At 67.0% G+C, this 16,444-nt stretch carries 18 protein-coding genes; 6 read left to right on the forward strand and 12 right to left on the reverse strand.

Features of this window, described 5'->3' with window-relative positions; genetic code table 11:
* Positions 1-148: 148 nt before the first annotated feature.
* Both Q0Q48_RS24590 and tldD read left to right on the forward strand, forming a co-directional pair.
* Positions 149-1,120, forward strand: a complete 972-nt coding sequence (locus Q0Q48_RS24590) for a zinc-binding dehydrogenase (RefSeq protein ID WP_295144046.1) — start codon at positions 149-151, stop codon at positions 1,118-1,120.
* A gap of 108 nt (positions 1,121-1,228) precedes the next feature.
* The gene (gene tldD / locus Q0Q48_RS24595; RefSeq protein ID WP_295144097.1) at positions 1,229-2,590 is read left to right on the forward strand and encodes a metalloprotease TldD; all 1,362 of its coding nucleotides are present in this window, start codon (positions 1,229-1,231) and stop codon (positions 2,588-2,590) included.
* A 61-nt stretch (positions 2,591-2,651) separates the two neighbouring features.
* On the opposite strand, the gene Q0Q48_RS24600 is transcribed toward tldD, so the two are convergent.
* From Q0Q48_RS24600 to Q0Q48_RS24625, 6 genes are all read right to left on the reverse strand, one after another.
* Positions 2,652-3,053 carry a DUF1801 domain-containing protein gene (locus Q0Q48_RS24600; RefSeq protein WP_295144048.1) on the reverse strand — a complete coding sequence of 134 codons (402 nt, stop codon included), beginning with the start codon at positions 3,051-3,053 and terminating at the stop codon, positions 2,652-2,654.
* Between the two features lie 2 nt (positions 3,054-3,055).
* Complete coding sequence (locus Q0Q48_RS24605) at positions 3,056-4,042, reverse strand: ketopantoate reductase family protein (protein WP_295144051.1); 987 nt, start codon at positions 4,040-4,042, stop codon at positions 3,056-3,058.
* A gap of 1 nt (position 4,043) precedes the next feature.
* Complete coding sequence (locus tag Q0Q48_RS24610; protein WP_295144053.1) at positions 4,044-4,589, reverse strand: hypothetical protein; 546 nt, start codon at positions 4,587-4,589, stop codon at positions 4,044-4,046.
* Between the two features lie 20 nt (positions 4,590-4,609).
* Positions 4,610-5,464 (reverse strand): VOC family protein, encoded by an 855-nt coding sequence (locus Q0Q48_RS24615; protein ID WP_295144056.1) that lies wholly within the window; start codon positions 5,462-5,464, stop codon positions 4,610-4,612.
* 14 nt (positions 5,465-5,478) lie between these two features.
* A complete protein-coding gene (locus tag Q0Q48_RS24620; RefSeq protein ID WP_295144058.1) occupies positions 5,479-6,843 on the reverse strand; it encodes a glutamate--cysteine ligase in 1,365 nt (454 codons plus the stop codon).
* Between the two features lie 144 nt (positions 6,844-6,987).
* Positions 6,988-7,776 carry a 16S rRNA (uracil(1498)-N(3))-methyltransferase gene (locus tag Q0Q48_RS24625; RefSeq protein ID WP_295144061.1) on the reverse strand — a complete coding sequence of 263 codons (789 nt, stop codon included), beginning with the start codon at positions 7,774-7,776 and terminating at the stop codon, positions 6,988-6,990.
* Between the two features lie 60 nt (positions 7,777-7,836).
* On the opposite strand from Q0Q48_RS24625, the gene ubiA reads away from it, so the two are divergent.
* The 3 genes from ubiA to Q0Q48_RS24640 all read left to right on the forward strand — a co-directional run bounded on the left by ubiA (position 7,837) and on the right by Q0Q48_RS24640 (position 10,255).
* Positions 7,837-8,760: a 4-hydroxybenzoate octaprenyltransferase gene (ubiA, locus tag Q0Q48_RS24630; RefSeq protein ID WP_295144064.1), complete on the forward strand. Its 924-nt coding sequence runs from the start codon at positions 7,837-7,839 to the stop codon at positions 8,758-8,760.
* Positions 8,760-9,431 (forward strand): 50S ribosomal protein L11 methyltransferase, encoded by a 672-nt coding sequence (locus tag Q0Q48_RS24635; RefSeq protein ID WP_295144067.1) that lies wholly within the window; start codon positions 8,760-8,762, stop codon positions 9,429-9,431. The genes ubiA and Q0Q48_RS24635 overlap by 1 nt, the downstream gene beginning before the upstream one ends.
* Positions 9,432-9,502: 71 nt before the next feature.
* Positions 9,503-10,255 (forward strand): hypothetical protein, encoded by a 753-nt coding sequence (locus Q0Q48_RS24640; protein ID WP_295144070.1) that lies wholly within the window; start codon positions 9,503-9,505, stop codon positions 10,253-10,255.
* A 73-nt stretch (positions 10,256-10,328) separates the two neighbouring features.
* Here the strand turns inward: Q0Q48_RS24640 and Q0Q48_RS24645 are convergent, their stop codons facing one another.
* Positions 10,329-11,114 (reverse strand): dienelactone hydrolase family protein, encoded by a 786-nt coding sequence (locus tag Q0Q48_RS24645; RefSeq protein ID WP_295144071.1) that lies wholly within the window; start codon positions 11,112-11,114, stop codon positions 10,329-10,331.
* 15 nt (positions 11,115-11,129) lie between these two features.
* Positions 11,130-12,107, reverse strand: a complete 978-nt coding sequence (locus Q0Q48_RS24650; protein WP_295144075.1) for a tripartite tricarboxylate transporter substrate-binding protein — start codon at positions 12,105-12,107, stop codon at positions 11,130-11,132.
* 60 nt (positions 12,108-12,167) lie between these two features.
* Here Q0Q48_RS24650 and Q0Q48_RS24655 point away from each other — a divergent pair, with 60 nt between their 5' ends.
* Positions 12,168-13,853 (forward strand): amidohydrolase family protein, encoded by a 1,686-nt coding sequence (locus Q0Q48_RS24655; RefSeq protein ID WP_295144077.1) that lies wholly within the window; start codon positions 12,168-12,170, stop codon positions 13,851-13,853.
* Here the strand turns inward: Q0Q48_RS24655 and Q0Q48_RS24660 are convergent.
* The 4 genes from Q0Q48_RS24660 to Q0Q48_RS24675 all read right to left on the reverse strand — a co-directional run bounded on the left by Q0Q48_RS24660 (position 13,850) and on the right by Q0Q48_RS24675 (position 16,067).
* A complete protein-coding gene (locus Q0Q48_RS24660; protein ID WP_295144079.1) occupies positions 13,850-14,284 on the reverse strand; it encodes a hypothetical protein in 435 nt (144 codons plus the stop codon). The two genes, Q0Q48_RS24655 and Q0Q48_RS24660, sit on opposite strands and share 4 nt — an antisense overlap.
* A 94-nt stretch (positions 14,285-14,378) precedes the next feature.
* A complete protein-coding gene (locus Q0Q48_RS24665) occupies positions 14,379-15,440 on the reverse strand; it encodes a serine hydrolase domain-containing protein (protein ID WP_295144082.1) in 1,062 nt (353 codons plus the stop codon).
* Complete coding sequence (locus tag Q0Q48_RS24670; protein ID WP_295144085.1) at positions 15,437-15,745, reverse strand: RNHCP domain-containing protein; 309 nt, start codon at positions 15,743-15,745, stop codon at positions 15,437-15,439. The genes Q0Q48_RS24665 and Q0Q48_RS24670 overlap by 4 nt, the downstream gene beginning before the upstream one ends.
* Before the next feature lie 91 nt (positions 15,746-15,836).
* Entirely contained in the window at positions 15,837-16,067 is a 231-nt protein-coding gene (locus Q0Q48_RS24675) for a bacteriocin (RefSeq protein ID WP_295144087.1), read from the reverse strand.
* Between the last annotated feature and the right edge of the window lie 377 nt (positions 16,068-16,444).

Genomic DNA, 16,444 nt, shown 5'->3' on the forward strand with positions numbered 1-16,444 from the left:
GTTTTCACATCCAGTGTATCCCTGATTTTTCAGAACGAAACGCGGCACAGTTGCCGGGTCGGCAAGGTCCTTACCTCATGGGCCTCCGGCCCCCTGCCTGCTATGCAGGACCACTGAATCACGAACCAATTCCCAAGGGAGATCCGCCATGAAGGCAGCCGTCGTCACCGACAAGGGCGTCCAGTACACCGACGCCCCCAAGCCCGTACCCAAGGCAGGCGAGATCCTGATCAAGGTGAAGGCGGCGTCGCTGAACCGCGCCGACCTCGCCGTGGCGTCGGGTCATTCGCACGGCCGCATCGGCGGTCCCGGCACCATCGTGGGCCTGGAATGCGCGGGCGAAGTCGAGGCGATCGGCCCCGACGTGAAGGACTTCAAGCCAGGCGACCGGGTCATGAGTTCGGCCGCCGGTGGCTTCGCCGAATATGCCGTCACCGATGCCGGCCGCGCCCACAAGATCCCCGCCAACAACATGAGCTACGAGCAGGCCGCCTGCATGCCCGTGGCCGTACAGACCATGCACAATGCGCTGGTCGGCGCCGGCCGCCTCAAGAAGGGTGAGACCGTGCTGATCCAGGGCGCGAGCTCGGGCGTCGGCCTGCTCGGCATGCAGATCGCGAAGATCATGGGGGCTTCGGTCGTGCTAGGCAGCTCGACCAACGATAGCCGCCGCGCGCGGCTGGGCGAGTTCGGCTGCGACGTCGCCATCGACACGCGCGATCCGAAGTGGCCGGACAAGGTCAAGGAAGCGACCGGCGGCAAGGGCGTCGACCTGATCGTCGACCAGGTCTCGGGCGGCGTGATGAACCAGAACATGGAGGCCGCCGCCATCCTCGGCCGCATCGTGAATGTCGGCCGCCTGGGCGGCATGAAGGGCGAGTTCAACTTCGACCTGCATGCGCTGAAGCGCATCGACTATATCGGCGTGACCTTCCGCACCCGCAGCCCCGAGGAAGTGCGCGACATCGTGCAGGCCGCCCGCAAGGACCTGTGGCCGGCCATCGAGGACGGCAAGCTCAGCCTGCCGATCGACAGGACCTTCCCCCTGTCCGAGGCCGCCGCCGCGCTTGCGCACATGAAGGCCAATGCCCATTTTGGCAAGATCGTCCTCGTCGTCTGAGGACGGAAACAAGGCAGGCCCGCAATGAGCAAATCGATCAACCATCTCGCCACCGCCGACGGCCTGTTCTTCGGCAAGGATGGCCTCGACCGGCGCAAGACCGAGAAGATGGTGGACGAGGCGCTGGCCGGCACCGACGACGGCGAGCTGTTCCTCGAATACGTCCAGAGCGAGAGCCTGTCGTTCGACGACGGCAAGCTGAAGAGCGCGTCGTTCGATACCTCGCAGGGCTTCGGCCTGCGGTCGGTGGCGGGCGACGTCACGGGCTTCGCCCATGCGTCGGCGCTCGACGAGCAGGCGCTGAAGCGCGCGGCCGAGACGGTGAAGACCGTCCGCTCGGGCCGCGGCGGCACGTCGGATGAGTCTCCGCGCGGCACCAACCGCCTTCTGTATGCCGACGACAATCCGATCGACGGCGTGCCGTTCGCGCAGAAGGTCGCCCTGATGCAGGAGATCGATGCCTATGTCCGCGGCAAGGAGCCCAAGGCGCGCCAGGTCTCGGTCTCGCTGTCGGGCTCGTGGCAGGTCGTGGAGATCGTGCGCGCCGGCGGCTGGCGCGCCGCCGACGTGCGCCCGCTGGTGCGGTTGAACGTCAGCGTGGTCTGCGCCGACGGCTCGCGCATGGAAGCCGGCAGCACCGGCAGCGGCCGCCGCGCCGCCTATGGCGATATCTTCCTGCCGGGCTACTGGCGGAAAGAGGCCGACGAGGCGATCCGGCAGGCGCTGGTCAATCTCGATTCGATCGAAGCGCCGGCCGGCGAGATGCCGGTCGTGCTGGGCGCCGGCTGGTCGGGCGTGCTGTGGCACGAGGCGGTCGGCCACGGGCTGGAAGGCGACTTCCACCGCAAGAAGACCTCGATGTTCAGCCACCTGATGGGCGAGATGATCGCGTCGCCCGGTGTTACCGTGGTCGACGACGGCACGCTGAACGACCGCCGCGGCTCGCTCACCATCGACGACGAAGGTACGCCCACCCAGCGCAACGTGCTGATCGAGGACGGCCGCCTGGTCGGCCTGATGCAGGACCGCATGAACGCCCGCCTGATGGGCGTGAAGCCGACCGGCAACGGCCGCCGCCAGGGTCACGCCTATGCGCCGATGCCGCGCATGACCAACACCTTCATGCTGGGCGGCGACAAGGACCCGAAGGAAATCATCGCCTCGGTGAAGAAGGGCCTCTACTGCGCCAATTTCGGCGGCGGCCAGGTCGACATCGTGTCGGGCAAGTTCGTGTTCAGCGTGACCGAGGGCTACCTGATCGAGGACGGCAAGCTCGGCCGCCCGGTCAAGGGCGCGACCCTGATCGGCGCCGGGTCCGAGGCACTGACCCGCGTCGGCATGGTCGGCAACGACATGTCGCTCGATCCCGGCATTGGCACCTGCGGCAAGGACGGTCAGGGCGTTCCGGTCGGCGTCGGCCAGCCGACCCTGCGCATCGACGCGCTGACGGTCGGCGGCACCGCGACCTGATCTCCGCTTCCCCTTCGAATTCCTCTCCCTGACAGGGGGAGAGGGGCATGAGTGGTGCTTGCTACCGCTTCTTCTTTTTCGCGGCCCTCTCGGCCAGCGCTTCCTTGTTCGCGGCTACGGCAGCGCGGATCAAGGTCTTGAAGGCCGGTGCGTTGAGGGTACCGCCCTCGGGAATGTCGATGGCGCGTCGCACGTTGCCGTCGAGGCTGGCGTTGAACAGCTTCTTCGGATCGGGCAGTGCCGCGCCGCGCGCGAAGGTGAGCTTGACGATCTGCTTGTAGGTCTCGCCGGTGCAGACGATGCCGTCATGCTCCCACACCGGCACACCGCGCCACTTCCATTCCTCGATGATTTCCGGGTCCGCCTCATGGATCAGCTTCCGCACGCGAGCCAGTGTCTCGCCGCGCCAATCGCCCAGCTCCTTGATTCGCTTGTCGATGTTGGCGGAAGCGGCGACGCTCATGGTCAGGACTGATAGAGCTGCTTCGATTCGGCCAGGCTGACGACAATCGCTTCGATGGCATCGAGCGTCGGCGTATCGAGTCCGGCGGCGCGCGCGAAGGCCACCGGCGCGCGCACGATCGCCTCGACCTCCATCGGCCGGCCGCCTTCGTAATCCTGCAGGATCGACGGACGGTGATCGGGATAGACGCGCTTGGGCCCGTAGCGAACCTCGGGCGAATCGTCGAGCACGACGCCGTTCGCGGCGGCGATGGCCAACGCCTCGGCATGGGCGCGGCGGGCCAGACGATTGACCATCGGCGTCGCCTGGATGGTCGTCGGCTGGCGCAGGATGAGGCACAGCGTCGAGCCGGTGAAATTGGCCATCAGCTTGTGCCAGATGTCGTAGCGGATGTCGGTGGTCGAGGGCGAGGCGATACCGGCCGCGATCAGCGTCTCGCGCAGCCTGGTGATGCGCGGCGTCTGCTGGTCGTCGGGTTCGCCCACCCACAGCACGTTGCGCTCGGGCGAGATGTTGCGCACCACGCCGGGCTCGATCACGTGGTTGGACGAGGTGATGACGCCGCCCAGGGTGCGGTCGAAGCCCACCGTCTTCAAGAGAGCGCCGCCGGGATCGAGGCGCGACAGGTCCGGCGCCTTGGGTCGGTCCTTGCCGAGCCCGTGGCCGTACCACCAGGGAATGCCGTTCTGCGCGAAGACGACCGGCGTGTCCGGCCCCAGCAGGGGCGCCACCGTATCGGCGATCGCCGACAGGCTCGAGGCCTTCAGGGTCGAGATCACCACGTCCTGCGGGCCGAGATCGGCCGGCTTGTCGCTGGCCGCGACCTTGGCGACGATGGTCTTGTCGCCGGTCAGCAGGGTGAGGCCTTTGGCGCGGATCGCCTCGAGATGGGGACCGCGGGCCACGACGGAGACCTCGTTGCCGGCCGCCGCGAGGCGCGTCGCATAGTTGCCGCCGATCGCGCCGGCGCCGAAAACACAGATACGCATCTTAACTCTTCGTCTCCGCAAATCGCAGCGAGCCGAGGAAGCGGGTAGCCGCGGCTTTCGTGTCCTCGTCGTTCTTCGCCGTGACCAGAAGGCGATAGAGCCGGTCCTTCACGATGTAGGTCCGCATCATCACGAGCGAGCCCTGCTGGTCGGCAATGTCGAGCGCGTAGCCGTCCCACCCCTGCAGGGTCACCGGCTCGTCGAGCACGTACTTGAATTTGGCGCGCGGGAAGGCCTTCTCGGCCTCGCCGCGTCCCAGTTCGCGGGCCATCTCCTTGCCGTCCTTGGACGAGAACCAGCCGGGCTCGTAGTCGACATAGTCGAAATCGAACATCTCGTCGGCGCGCTTGGAGGCCCAGGCGAGTCTCTCGCCGGTATGGCCCTTTTCCTTCTCGGCCGCCGAGCTCTTGTTGACCGGCGCCGGCATCTCGAGCCGGAAACGCAGGTCGGGGCCGACCACGGTCTGCCACTGGTCGGCCTGGGCGTAGGCGACCGTCGGTACGGCCGACAGGGCCGGCGCCGCAAAAACGAACGAACGACGGGTCATTCCAATACTCTTCGACAAACTCATACCGGCGGCACCAGCTCTTCGCGGCCGGACCAATCCCAGGCGAGGCCCGTGCGCGAGACACCAAGCAGCAGCCCGTGCAATTCCCTCGGATGGATCCAGCCGCCGTCAGGATCGGTCACCGGATCGGAGCCGCGCGGCGTGTAGCGCGCATTGGCGTCGAGCAGGCGCTGGCGCACGTTGGGCCAGTCGTGGACCTCGACGTAGCACATGTAGAGCGAGTCGCCGTGCTTGTGGGCGAAGCGGCCCATCGCATGGACGTTGTCGGTGACCTGGCTGAGTTCGATGCGGTCGAGCCGGTTGGGCGGATCGAACAAAGTGAGCGTGCCGATATAACCGAAGCGCTCGCTGCCGATCTCGCTGAAGCGCGATGGATCGAGGCCGAACAGCCCGGCATAGACCGCGGCGACGCGGCGCCAGTCGCTCATCAGCGTGTTGGTCGTCTCGTAGAGGAACGACACCGGCCCGACCCTCGGCCGGTAGGTGCTCTCGGAGATCACGATCGGCAGGCCGAAAGTCGCCTCGTTCGAGAGATAGAGCTGCCCGTTGTCGCGGTCGTAGCCGATCCCGAGACCTTCCCAGCGCTTCACCATGCCGTCGAGATCGGCGGTGCAGTAGCCCGCCGTCATCAGCCCCTCGCCGCGCCGGCTCAGGAAATCCTGGGTGAGGCCCGCGCCGTCGGCCTCGCAGAGTTCGAACTCGCTCTCGCCGACCGCGAGGATCGTGCGCCTGGCCGAGAGATGGCGGCTGTGGTCGTGCCGCGCCACCTGGCTGCCGAGCAATTGGCCGAAGCGCTGCGCCGCCTTGGCGGCGTCGTGCACGGCGATCTGGACGCGGTCACACCGATCGAGCATGCCGCGACCTTACCTCAGTAGGCGTAGTCGCGGAACAGCGCCGCGAAGGATCCTTTCCATTCGCCATTCCACTTGGCGAGGAGTTCGTCGGCCGGCGCCTGGCCGCTGGCGACGGCGCGGTCGAGCGGCGCGAGGTACATGGTCTCGTCGGCCCCGTCCTCGTTGAGCTGCCTGCGCGCGCGCAGGCCGGCATGGGCGATCTCGACGACGTCGCGCGCCAGCTCGGAGAGGACACGACCGCGGAACATCGTGGCGAGGCCCGACTTCGGCGTCTCGGCGCGCAGGAAATCGTGGTCGACGGTGCTCCAGTCCTTCACCAGGTCCCAGGCCGCGTCGAGCGCGCCCTGGTCATAGAGCAGTCCGACCCACAGAGCCGGCAGCGCATTGAGCGCGGCCAGCGGACCGGAATCGGCGCCTCGCATTTCGAGGTAGCGCTTCAGCCGCACCTCGGGGAAGGCCGTGGTGATGTGATCGGCCCAGTCGTTGATCGAGGGCAGCTCGCCCGGACGCGCCGGCAGCTTGCCCTTCAGGAAGTCGCGGAAGCTCTGGCCGGCCGCGTCGATGTACTTGCCGTCGCGATAGACGAAGTACATCGGCACATCGAGCATGTAGTCGGCGTACCGCTCGAAGCCGAACCCGTCCTCGAATACGAAGGGCAGCATGCCGCAGCGATCGGGATCAGTGTCCGTCCAGATGTGGCTGCGATAGCTCTTGAAGCCGGCGTCCTTGCCTTCCTTGAAGGGCGAGTTCGCGAACAGGGCGGTGGCGATCGGCTGCAGCGCCAGCGAGACGCGGAACTTCTTCACCATGTCGGCTTCGGAGTCGAAGTCGAGATTGGTCTGCACGGTGCAGGTCCGCAGCATCATGTCGAGGCCGAGATTACCCACCTTGGGCATGTACTCGCGCATGATCTTGTAGCGGCCCTTGGGCATCCAGTGCATGTCCTCGCGCGTCCACTCGGGCGCGAAGCCCAGCCCGATGAACGACGCACCGATCTCGCCGGCGACCTGCTTCACCTCGTCGATATGCTGGCCGTTCTCGGCCGCCGCCTCGTGCAGGGTTTCGAGCGGCGCGCCGGACAGTTCCAGCTGGCCACCCGGCTCGAGGGTGATGCTGGCTTTTCCACGCAGAAGGGCAATCGGGTTGTTGCCCTCGACCACCGGCTCCCAGCCGAAGCGCGTCAGCCCTTCGAGCATGGCGCGGATGCCGTCCGGCCCGTCGTAGGCCAGCGGCTTCAGCGTCTTGGTGTGGTAGCCGAACTTCTCGTGCTCGGTCCCCATGCGCCAGTTGGCGCGCGGCTTGTTGCCGGCCGCGAAGTATTCAATCAGCTGCCGCCGATTTTCGATCGGCGCGCCGCCGCCCGACGGAGGTGCGGACATACGATCATCTCTCCCTGATCGCTCCACGCCTTGTGAGGGCTTCGGGAGCGGCGCGGTCGCATGAGAAAACCTCACCCGAGGCCGCGGCTGGTTCATCCTGTTCGATTCGCTCTCTCCCACATCGCCGGGGGCCTGCGCAAGCGCTCAGACGGTAACCCTGGAGGTGCGATAATCGCCGCTGAGACGCGGTGTCGGCCGTCGCCAGTCGCCCACCAGCGCCTGCCAGCATGCAAGCGCTGCCAGCGCCGCCGTGTCGGCCCGCAGGATGCGGGGACCGAGTCCCACCGACGTTACATCCTTTATGCGACGCAAGGCCTGGAGTTCGGTTTCGGCAAAGCCGCCTTCGGGGCCGATCACGATGGCCCAGGGCGCCGCGCGGGCCGCGGCGTCGAGCCCCGACAACGCCTCCACGATGGGCGGTCCGCCGCCGGTCTCGTCGCACATCATCAGGCGTCGCCCTTCGGGCCAGCGATCGAGCAACTTCCCGAGATCGACCGACTCACGCACCTCGGGGATGGTCAGCCGCTCGGTCTGTTCCGCGGCTTCGATCGCATTGGCCTGCAGGCGCCCCACATTCACCCTCTCGACCGCGGTGTGACGCGTCACCACGGGTTGCAGGACGGAGACGCCCAGCTCGGTAGCCTTTTCGGCGATATAATCGATGCGGGCACGCTTCACCGGCGCGAAGCACAGCCAGACGTCGGGCTCGGGCGCCTGCTCGCGCGCACGCTCGCCCAGTTCGGCGACGGCGGACTTCTTGCCCCGGAACGACAGGGTGCCGCGCCATTCGCCGTCGCGACCGTTGAACAGCAGCAGCGGCGCCCCGTCGGGCCGCCGCATGACGTTGCGCAGGTAGTGGATCTGCGCCTCGTCCAGCGGGACTTCGCCGCCGGCCGCGAGATCCGCCTCGACGAAGAGACGCGCCGCATTCATCTATTTGCCTTCATGGATCATTGTCGCGCATAGCTGCATCATGAAGCGCATGATGACGCCATGACCGCCGGGCGGACAACCGGCTTCACCGATATCGACCGGACGCACTGGACGCTGCGCTACCTGCCGCCCTGGGCGCGCCCCTATGGGCGGCTGGCGCGCTGGGACCGGCCGATCGGCATCTGGCTGCTGCTGTTTCCCTGCTGGTGGTCCTCGGCGCTGGCCGCGGCCCCCCACTGGGCGCAGCTCGCGGGCTACATGGCGCTGTTCGCGGTCGGCGCCATCGCCATGCGCGGCGCGGGTTGCACCTGGAACGACATTGTGGACCGCAAGGTCGATGCGGGCGTCGAGCGCACGCGCGGGCGGCCCCTGCCCTCGGGCGAACTGAAGCTGCACCACGCGCTGATCTGGATGGCGCTGCAGGGTGCCGTCGGCGCTGCCGTGCTGTTCAAGCTCAACAAGTTCGCGGGCGGCGTGGCGCTGCTGTCGCTGCTGCTGGTCGCGATCTATCCGACGATGAAGAAGATCACCTCCTGGCCTCAGGTGGTGCTGGGCTTCGCCTTCAACTGGGGCGCGCTGGTCGGCTATGCGGCCGTCACCGGGACACTCTCCTGGGCCACGGTCGCGCTCTATCTCGGCGGCGTCGCCTGGACGATGGTCTACGACACGATTTATGCCATGCAGGACCAGCGCGACGATGCGGTGGTAGGCGTGCGCTCGACGGCCCGCCGCTTCGCCGCCGCGCCGAGGCGCTGGCTGAGCTTCTTTGCCGTGCTGGCGATGGGTTTCTGGATCGCCACTGGCCTGTTGGCGCCACTCGGCATCGGCTACTTCGTGCTGCTAGCCGGCATCGCCCTGCACCTCTGCTGGCAGATCGCCCTGCTGAAGCCCGACGACCAGGCCGACTGCCTGATGCGCTTCAAATCCAACCGCGCCATCGGCTGGCTCATGCTGGCGGCCCTCATTGTCGACAGGATCGCCTGATGTCGAGACTGCCCCGGGATCCCGAGGGATTCATTCGCGCCAACACCGCCCTCGAAGCGCCCGCGATGGTGCCCGAATTCAAACTGTGGCTGGCCACCGAGTATGTGCCGATCTGGCAGGCGACCGAGTCGTGGCTGGAGGAGCAGAACGTCGACCCGCCCTACTGGGCCTTCTGCTGGCCGGGCGGTCAGGCGATCGCACGTTACCTGCTCGACAATCCCCAATTCGTTGCCGGTAAGCGCGTGATCGACTTCGCGGCCGGCTCGGGTGTCTCGTCGCTGGCCGCTGCGCGCTGCGGCGCAGCCTCGGTGGTGGCCAACGACATCGACCAGCTGTCCCTGGTCGCCGCCCGCCTCAATGCGGCAGCCAACGGTCTTTCCATCGAAACGAGCAACGAGGACTGGCTGGCCGGAGCGCCGGGAACCCCCGAGGCCGACGTGGTGATCGCGGGCGACGTCTGCTACGAGCGCGAGATGTCGGTTCAGGCGCTGGCCTGGCTGCGCAGCCATGCCGCAAGGGGCCGGCTGGTCCTGCTGGGCGACCCGGGCCGCAACTATTTCAGCGCCCAGGGCCTGGAAGAACGCGGCCGCTACGAGATCCCGACCTCCCTTCAACTCGAGAACCGGGGCATGCGAGAGACCGTCGTCTGGCGGGTTCTGCCGGTTTCATGAGGTCATTCGACGGTGGGCTGTTATAATTCCGTAACTGTTCTTTCACAGACGGATCGGGGTACAGCAGAACCATGCCCCCTAGCACCAAGAAGACAAAAATCGGCGCGGCCGATTTCGCGAGCCTGTACGAAGGCTTCAATGCCCCGGTCTCGCGCTTCGACTGTGGCCGAAAGTGCGCGCCGCTGAACGATGGCGAACCGGTTTGCTGTTCCACGCAGAACGCCGTACCGGTGGTGCACAAGGCCGAATGGGAGCTGCTCAAGACCCGTACCGACCTGTGGTCCAAGTTCAAGCCCTACGACTATTCGACCCGGATGATCGTCGAGGAGCTGACCTCGGACTGCATGGCCATCCACTGCAAGGGCGCGCGCCACTGCGAGCGCGACAACCGCACGATCGCCTGCCGCGGCTTCCCCTTCTATCCCTACCTGACGCGGCAGAAGGAGTTCGTCGGCGTCGGCACCTACTGGGTGTTCGAGGATCGCTGCTGGATGATGTCGAACCTCGAGGTCGTCGACCGCAAGTTCGTCGAGGAGTTCATCGCCACCTACGAGGCGCTGTTCGTGAAGGACAAGGACGAGTTCGACACCTACGTCACCTTCTCCGCCACGGCGCGGCGGACCTTCTCGCGCTGGAAACGGGAGATCCCGCTGCTCGGCCGCAGAGGCGAACTGCTGGTCGTGACGCCCTCGACCGGCGAGATCCGGCCCGGCAAGGCGAAGGACTATCCGAAGCGGGAGCCCTTCAACTCCGAGAAGAACTACCGCCAGGCCATCAAGGATGCCGGCGGCGTGTATCCCAAGGACGGCCTGCGCCCGGGCTGACCTTTCAGTGCCGCCACGTCGCGGCTTCGGCTGGCGCTTGGACGACGCGCCGATGGCGCAGCGCTACAGAATTTTACCGCAGGTACTTCGCGAAGAACGCCCGCGTCCGTGCCTCAGCGTCGGGTGCGGCGACCGTGTCATAGGCGAGATGATGCCGCCTGCCCGCCGCGCCGGGCACGTTGCGGTCGGCGACCTTCGAATCGAAGCTGTGATATGCGTTGGGATAGTAAACCGCGTCGACGAGGCTGCCGCGCGAGAGGCCCGAAACCAGCGTCCGGCAGCGATCGGCCGGCGTCCAGTCGTCTTTTTCGCCGGCCAGCAGCAGCACCGGGATATCGATGCCGCCATCGAATTTTGGATTGCAGCCGGGATAATAGGCGACGCCCGCGGCCAGGCCGCGCTGTGCCAGGCCGAAGTTCTTCTGGGCCGAGCGGATCACCGTCGAGCCGCCATGGCTGTGGCCGATGATACCGACTTTGCCCTTCACCACATCGGGCCGCGTCGCGAGATAGTCGAGCGCGCCGGCAATGTCGGCCACACGCATGTTGGGTGTCACCACGTTGCGCGTCGTGCAGACGGCTTTGGTGCCGCGCCGACCGAAGGAATCCGGCGCCAGCACGAGATAGCCCCAGCTCACCAGCCGCTTGCCCCAGGCATCGGTGTGCGAGTTCGTGCCCGCACAACTATGCGCCAGGATGATTGCCGGGAACGGTCCGTCGCCTGACGGCCTGTAGATCCAGCCCTTCACCTCGGGCCCCGCCGGGCTGCTGCCGACGGTCACGCTGGGAAAGCTCACGGACTGCGCCCACGCAGGCGTGCCCAGAGCCACGAGGAGGACGATCACGAGCGCACGGATCATGTCGCGCCCCCAGCCTCACTCCGGTTGGATACCCGCCAGCTTGGCGATTTCACCCCAGCTCACAAGCTCCTTCTTGATGCGCTGGGCGAAGGCGTCGGGCGCTTCGCCGCCCGGCAGGCTCGACAGGTCGCGGATCTTGGCCTGCATCTCGGGCTCGGCCAGCACAGCGACGACATCGTCGCGCATGCGGTTGGCGAGCGCTGGCGACATCTTGCCCGGCCCGAACATGGCGAACCAGGCGGTCGTGTCGACGCCCGGCACGCCCGCCTCGGCCATGGTCGGAATATCCTCGAGGCCCGGCAGCCGCTTGGTGCCGCTCACCGCCAGCATGCGCAAGGTGCCGGCCCGATGGTGCGACATCACCGTGAGCGGGCTGGTGAAGCCCACCGGAATGTGGCCGCCGGCCAGCTCCTGCATCATCGGCGCGGCGCCCTTGTAGGCCACGTTCTCGATCTTCAGCCCGCTCTTCACCCGGAACAACTCGCCCACCATGCGGGTGGTGTTCTCGGTGCTACCGAACTGATACTTGCCGGGATTGGCCTTCGCCGCCGCCATGAACTTTTCCATCGAGTCCATGCCCGCCTTGGGCGAGCCGATCAGCGCGAGCGCCCCCTCGATCAGCGGCGTCACCGGTGTGAAGTCGCGTTCGGTGTCGTAGGGCAGAACTTTGGTCGTATAGGGATTGATCGTGTGGGCGCTGGTCGTAACCAGCAGCGTGTAGCCGTCGGGCGGTGCCTTGGCGACGATCTCGCTGCCCAGGATGCCGCTCGCGCCGCCCTTGTTGTCGATGATGACCGTCTGCTTCCATTTTTCGGCAAGGCGCGGAATGACCAGGCGCGCCACAAGGTCGGTGCCGCCGCCCGCCGGATAGGGGACCACCACTCGGACCTGCTTGGTGGGATAGTCCTGCGCGCGGACGATCGCCGGCGCCGTTCCGAAGGCAACGCCAGCCGTGGTCGCGGCCACGAAGCCGCGTCGCGTCATGCCTGTCATGCAATCCTCCCGTTCCATTTCCTTGCCGACACACTAGGGTTCTTCCGGGAGGAAAAAAACATGTTCGATCTGGTCATCAAGGATGCGGAAATCCACGACGGTTCGGGCGCCCGGCCGGTCCACGGCGACCTCGGCGTGAAGGACGGCAGGATTGCCGCCATCGGCCCGAATCTTGGTGCCGCCCGCGAGACCGTGAAGGCCGACGGACTCGCCCTGGCGCCGGGCATCATCGATGGCCATACCCATTACGACGCGCAGATCACCTGGGACCCCTTCGTCGATCCCTCGCCGGCGCTGGGCGTCACGACCGCGATCCTGGGCAATTGCGGCTTCACCATCGCGCCCTGCAAGCCGACCGACCGCGACCTCACCATGCGTCACCTCACCCATGTCGAGGGCATGTCGCTCGACGCGCTGCGCGCCGGCATCAACTGGGGCTTCGAGAGCTTCCCGCAATATCTCGACATGCTGGAGAAGAACGGCGTCGGCCCCAACGTCGCCTGCTTCGCCGGCCACTCCGCCATCCGCACCTTCGTGATGGGCGCCGATGCCACCGAGCGTGCCGCGTCCGAGGCCGAGGTCTCGAAGATGGCCGATCTGGTGCGCGAGGCGATGGCGGCGGGCGCCATCGGCTTCGCGTCATCGACGTCGGAGGCGCACAACGGCGAAGGCGGAACGCCGATGCCATCGCGCCTGGCCGACGACCACGAACTGCGCACCCTCGTGAAGGCGATGGGAGAACGCGGCACCGGCGTCTACATGCTGACCAAGGGCCGCGCGACGACGATCCCCTATCTCGAGGAGATCGCCGCCGAAGCCAATCGCCCGGTGGTGATCGCCGCGCTGTTCCATTCGAACACCAATCCCGAGGCCGCCTTCACCACGCTCGAGCAGGTGAACGAAGCGCGCGCCCGCGGTCGCACTTTGGTGGCGCAGACCTCGTGCTGCCCGCTCAGCATGGATTTCACGTTCCACAGCCCCTACCTGTTCGAGAGCATGCAGGCGTGGAAGCCCGCCATGGCGGCGCACGGTCCGGCCGAGCTTTCGAAGATCTATCGCGATCCGGCCTGGCGCGCCTCGGTGCGCGAGGAGCTTTCGGCCAAGCGCGGCCGGCTGCTGTTCAATGGCGAGTGGGAGAAGCTCTTCGTCGTCGAGACGGCGAAGGACGAAAACCGCGCAATGGAGGGCGCGACGCTCGCCGAACTTGCCAAGCAGGCTGGCAAGGATCCGTTCGACTTCATCCTCGACTTCGCCCTGTCGGAGAACCTCGACACGATGTTCGTGGCGCAGCTCCTGCACAACGACGACAAGCAGGTCGGCCGCATCCTGGCCGATCCGAACACCCACATCTCGCTGAGCGACGCCGGCGCCCACCTCACCTTCTTCTGCGATGCGGGCTTCGGTCTGCACCTGATGGGCCACTGGAGCCGCGACCTCGGTGTGCTCGACCTGCCGAACGCGGTGCATCGCCTGACCGGCCAGCCGGCCAGGCTGTTCGGCATCCAGGATCGCGGCCTGCTGCGCGAGGGCCTCGCCGCCGACCTCATGCTGTTCGATCCGAAGACGGTGGCGCGCGGTCCGAAGCGGCGGGCGCACGACCTGCCCGCGGGGGCGGCGCGCCTCACGGCAGGCGCGATCGGCCTGCATGGGGTCTGGATCAACGGCGCCCGCGCCGCCGACGAGAAGGGCTTCTGTGCCGATCCGGCGTCGCGGCCCGGCAAGGTGCTGCGCTCGTTCTCCGCCTAGGAGCGCGTGCGCAGATAGACCGCGACAGCGCGGCCGGACAGATAGGTCGCGCCAAGACCGGCGACGCTGGTCGCATAGGGCACCCAGGTCGCCGCCTGCTCGATGACGAGCGGCGCCAGGGTGGCGGCGACCATCGCCGTTGTGATCACCACCGTGGCGAAGAGCCCGTCGCTTGCGCCGGGCAGGCGGACAAGGCCGAACTCGTCGATATCGGCCTTGATGAAGAAGCCGCGGATCACGCCCAGCACGAGGCCGGTGGCGAGAGCGCCCCGCAGCAACCACGGCTCGCGATGCTCCGGCGCGACGAAGCCCATCATGATGTAGACGCAGATGAACGCCAGCACCGGCGGCACCAGCAGCAGGCTGCGCGAACGTGGCCGTGCCTGCCATTCCGGCAGCGACACGTAGAGGCAGGCCGCAATTGCGGCCACGGCCAAGAAATGAAGAAGATTCAGAGCCCACACTCCCGAGACGTCCAGGACTTCCCCAAGCCCGATGCCTAGGTAGCCCAGCACGCGGAGCGTGTCACGGCCACTGCTTTACACCACGGGCGGCATTGCCCAGCGCACCATCGAGCCCGCCCTCGCCCTGCTCGCGCCCCGGCTCGGCATAGCTCACCATGTTGACGTCGAGCGGCCCCAGTCGCACCGCGAAGGTCGAATAGGAGACGCTCAGCGGCCCGTCATGGGCATTGCGCAGGTCATAGACCCAGCGGCCGGCGTGCCAGAAATTGCCACCGCCGCGCGGCGTCGGCCGCACGAAGGTACCGAGCCCGTAATGGGCGCCACCGCCGACCTGTTTGCCGTCCGGCGACATCATCCATTGCCGGCCCCGAGGCCCGATCGCCGGATTGCCGGGCGCGAACGCCTGGTAGAAGCGCCCGTATTCGGCGAGGGGCATGCGCCAGCCGCCATAGCTCGACAGGATGCGCCACGCCGGGTCCAGTACGGCGTCGCGCGCGCCGAGGGGCGTCAGGACGGCGTCCCTGCAATAGCGTTCGTAAGGCTGGCCGGCCGCCTCCTCGATGATGGCGCCCAGCACCAGGTAATTCGCATTCGAGTATTCGAAGCGCTCGCCCGGCACGTATTGCAGCCTGCGGGAGAACAGCCAGCGGAGTTGCTCGTCGAAGGCCGTGCGGCTTCCCGAGTTGCGCCGAAGCCAGTTAGCCATGTCGCCGTCACCGCCGGTCGACGAACCGAAGCCGCCGCGATGGACCAGGAGTTCCGAAACGCTCACCGACAGGAGACGCGGGTCGGCCGGCTGCCCGGTCCGCGTCATCGTGCGCGCCAATGCCTGCGAGACCTGTGTCTCGAAGGACAGGATACCGCGCTCGACCAGGGTAGCGACGCAGACGCCGGTCACCGCTTTCGACAGGCTGGCGTACGGCACGGCGGCGCCTGACGCGAGACGGCCCATCGTCGCCTCGTGCACCGGCTGACCGGCATGCATCACCACCAGCCCGCCGCGCGTGCGCTGTGTCTTCGACATCCAGCCGCGCCACGCCTGTTCGATGTCCTCGACGCCCTGGGCGGAGGCTGGTCCGGTGGCGGCGACGACGAGCAGAACGAAAAGGAGGAGAAGCCTCAAGACATCGCCCGACGGCGCGCGACCTCGACCAGGGCGCGCGAACTGTCCTCGGGGGAGGATTTGTTGCGCTTCACCTGACCGCACTTCAGGCATTTGTGTACGATGATGTATCGCCCCCGCGCCTGCTCCACCGCGATCGGCTCCATCAGCCCGCCGCACTCCGCGGCGCGGTCGCCGGGATTTTCGTCGACATGCTTGCTGTACAGGCAGGTGGGACAATGGTTGGTGAAGCCATTGCCTGTGACCTCGGTGCCGCAGCGCTCGCAGGCGAAGTTTTCGATGTTGCGCGTGAAAAGACGAGCCATCTTCCCAGTTTCGCACTGCCCTTGCGCGAGCGCACACGAAAAAGGGGTGGGCACCCGCTAGCGCCCACCCCGTCGGCTCGACAGTAGTTCTTTAGCGATAGTAGCCGTCGTTGCGCGGTGTCGTCGCTGCACCGATCGCGGCGCCACCCAGGCCACCCACGACCGCGCCGGCAACGGGAGCGCCCATCGTCGAGCCCACCACCGCGCCCGTGCCGGCGCCGATCGCGCCGCCGGTCAGCGCGCGGTCCGTTGGATTATTGCCACAGGCGGCGACACCCAGGCCAAGCGCCGCAACGATCGCGATATTGGTGAACTTCAGCATGAGAGTCTCCTGCGCGTGAATTGTTAGCGAGAGAACGATGGGAGAAGCCTGCCGGTTGCGTTCACGGATTCGCGCGCCGCGCGCGATCACAGCGTGGACACGACCTCCTCAAGATGGCCAAAAGACAAAGCCGGCGATCGCGAGGATTGCCGGCCTTGATCACGACGTGGAGAGACAGAAGGTCTCCGGTCGCAGCCGACGCCACTCGGGGAGAGGGTTGGAAGGCCGCAACCGGAGGGCCGGACCGCACGGTCCGGCTTCCTTCTAACGTGCGCCGCACCGACTCGTTGCCGGTGCAGCGGACTTACGATGGACGTCTTGTCTTACTGGATGACGATTTCGACGCGGCGGTTCTGCGGCTCGCGGACGTTCGGGCC

It is taken from the genome of uncultured Reyranella sp., from assembly GCF_945957355.1.
Classification (GTDB): Bacteria; Pseudomonadota; Alphaproteobacteria; order Reyranellales; family Reyranellaceae; genus Reyranella.

Bases quoted from the DNA above. Each gene is read 5' to 3' on its own strand.
- Q0Q48_RS24655 (WP_295144077.1), top strand. From the start codon at position 12,168: ATGTTCGATCTGGTCATCAAGGATGCGGAAATCCACGACGGTTCGGGC.
- Q0Q48_RS24615 (WP_295144056.1), bottom strand. From the start codon at position 5,464: ATGCTCGATCGGTGTGACCGCGTCCAGATCGCCGTGCACGACGCCGCC.
- Q0Q48_RS24640 (WP_295144070.1), top strand. From the start codon at position 9,503: ATGCCCCCTAGCACCAAGAAGACAAAAATCGGCGCGGCCGATTTCGCG.
- Q0Q48_RS24645 (WP_295144071.1), bottom strand. From the start codon at position 11,114: ATGATCCGTGCGCTCGTGATCGTCCTCCTCGTGGCTCTGGGCACGCCT.
- Q0Q48_RS24670 (WP_295144085.1), bottom strand. From the start codon at position 15,745: ATGGCTCGTCTTTTCACGCGCAACATCGAAAACTTCGCCTGCGAGCGC.
- Q0Q48_RS24625 (WP_295144061.1), bottom strand. From the start codon at position 7,776: ATGAATGCGGCGCGTCTCTTCGTCGAGGCGGATCTCGCGGCCGGCGGC.
- Q0Q48_RS24650 (WP_295144075.1), bottom strand. From the start codon at position 12,107: ATGACAGGCATGACGCGACGCGGCTTCGTGGCCGCGACCACGGCTGGC.
- Q0Q48_RS24635 (WP_295144067.1), top strand. From the start codon at position 8,760: ATGTCGAGACTGCCCCGGGATCCCGAGGGATTCATTCGCGCCAACACC.
- ubiA (WP_295144064.1), top strand. From the start codon at position 7,837: ATGACCGCCGGGCGGACAACCGGCTTCACCGATATCGACCGGACGCAC.
- tldD (WP_295144097.1), top strand. From the start codon at position 1,229: ATGGTGGACGAGGCGCTGGCCGGCACCGACGACGGCGAGCTGTTCCTC.
- Q0Q48_RS24605 (WP_295144051.1), bottom strand. From the start codon at position 4,042: ATGCGTATCTGTGTTTTCGGCGCCGGCGCGATCGGCGGCAACTATGCG.
- Q0Q48_RS24620 (WP_295144058.1), bottom strand. From the start codon at position 6,843: ATGTCCGCACCTCCGTCGGGCGGCGGCGCGCCGATCGAAAATCGGCGG.
- Q0Q48_RS24675 (WP_295144087.1), bottom strand. From the start codon at position 16,067: ATGCTGAAGTTCACCAATATCGCGATCGTTGCGGCGCTTGGCCTGGGT.
- Q0Q48_RS24590 (WP_295144046.1), top strand. From the start codon at position 149: ATGAAGGCAGCCGTCGTCACCGACAAGGGCGTCCAGTACACCGACGCC.
- Q0Q48_RS24600 (WP_295144048.1), bottom strand. From the start codon at position 3,053: ATGAGCGTCGCCGCTTCCGCCAACATCGACAAGCGAATCAAGGAGCTG.
- Q0Q48_RS24610 (WP_295144053.1), bottom strand. From the start codon at position 4,589: ATGACCCGTCGTTCGTTCGTTTTTGCGGCGCCGGCCCTGTCGGCCGTA.